This window comes from Vibrio ulleungensis (assembly GCF_016900875.1).
Lineage (GTDB): Bacteria > Pseudomonadota > Gammaproteobacteria > Enterobacterales > Vibrionaceae > Vibrio > Vibrio ulleungensis.
This window is the reverse complement of record NZ_JAFEUM010000020.1, coordinates 1-1,365: the sequence shown is the minus strand read 5'-3', so window position 1 is coordinate 1,365 and position 1,365 is coordinate 1. Positions and strand designations below refer to the sequence as shown.

The following is a 1,365-nucleotide window of genomic DNA, read 5'->3' as shown; positions in this document are numbered from 1 at the left end:
TACCGTCGCTGATGTGAACGACGGACCGGCCATTACTGCGGATGATAAGACCACTGACGAAGACGTTGCGGTTGTTCTAACGTTTGATGCGAGCGATGTGGATGGCACCATTGTGTCGACCACGCCGGTTCTTGCTAACCCATCTCAAGGCTCGATCAGCACAGACAGCGATGGCAACTTCGTGTTCACCCCAGCGGAGAACTTCTACGGCGATGTCGTAATTAACTGGACCACCGAAGACGACGATGGCGCGACAGCGACCACCACCTCGACCATCACAGTCGGCGATGTGAACGACGGTCCGGCTATTACTGCAGACAACAAGACCACCGACGAAGACGTTGGAGTTGTCCTAACGTTTGATGCCAGCGATGTGGATGGCACCATTGTGTCCACGACACCGGTTCTGGCTAACCCATCTCAAGGGTCGATTAGTACAGACACTGATGGCAACTTCGTGTTCACCCCAGCGGAGAACTTCTACGGCGATGTCGTAATTAACTGGACCACCGAAGACGACGATGGCGCGACAGCGACCACCACGTCGACCATCACCGTGGGTGATGTGAACGACGGCCCAGTAATTACCGCAGATGACAAGACCACCGAGGAAGACGTTGCGGTTGTTCTGACGTTTGATGCGAGCGATGTGGATGGCACCATTGTGTCGACCACGCCGACTCTAGCGGATGCGACTCAAGGCTCGATCAGCACAGACACTGATGGCAACTTTGTGTTTACGCCAGCGGAAAACTTCTACGGCGATGTGGTAATTAACTGGACCACCGAAGACGACGACGGCGCAACGGCGACCACCACGTCGACCATCACTGTCGGCGATGTGAACGACGGTCCGGCTATTACTGCGGACAACAAAACTACCGACGAAGACGTCGCAGTTGTTCTGACGTTTGATGCCAGTGACGTGGATGGCACCATTGTGTCGACCACACCGGTTCTTGCTAACCCATCTCAAGGGTCGATCAGCACAGACAGTGACGGTAACTTTGTATTCACCCCAGCGGAGAACTTCTACGGCGACGTCGTAATTAACTGGACCACCGAAGACGACGATGGCGCGACAGCGACCACCACCTCGACCATCACCGTGGGTGATGTGAACGACGGCCCGGCCATTACTGCAGACGATAAGACCACTGACGAAGACGTTGCAGTTGTTCTGACGTTTGATGCGAGCGATGTGGATGGCATCATTGTGTCGACCACGCCAACGCTAGCGGATGCGACTCAAGGCTCTATCAGCACAGACAGTGACGGTAACTTTGTGTTCACGCCGGCGGAAAACTTCTACGGCGATGTCGTGGTTAATTGGACCACCGAAGACGACGATGGCGCGACAGCGAC

1 protein-coding gene is annotated in these 1,365 nt (G+C 55.2%); it reads left to right on the top strand.

Annotation, left to right across the window (positions count from 1 at the left end):
- A partial coding sequence (locus JQC93_RS20190) for a tandem-95 repeat protein (protein WP_205160107.1) occupies positions 1 to 1,365 on the top strand: 1,365 nt, incomplete at both ends.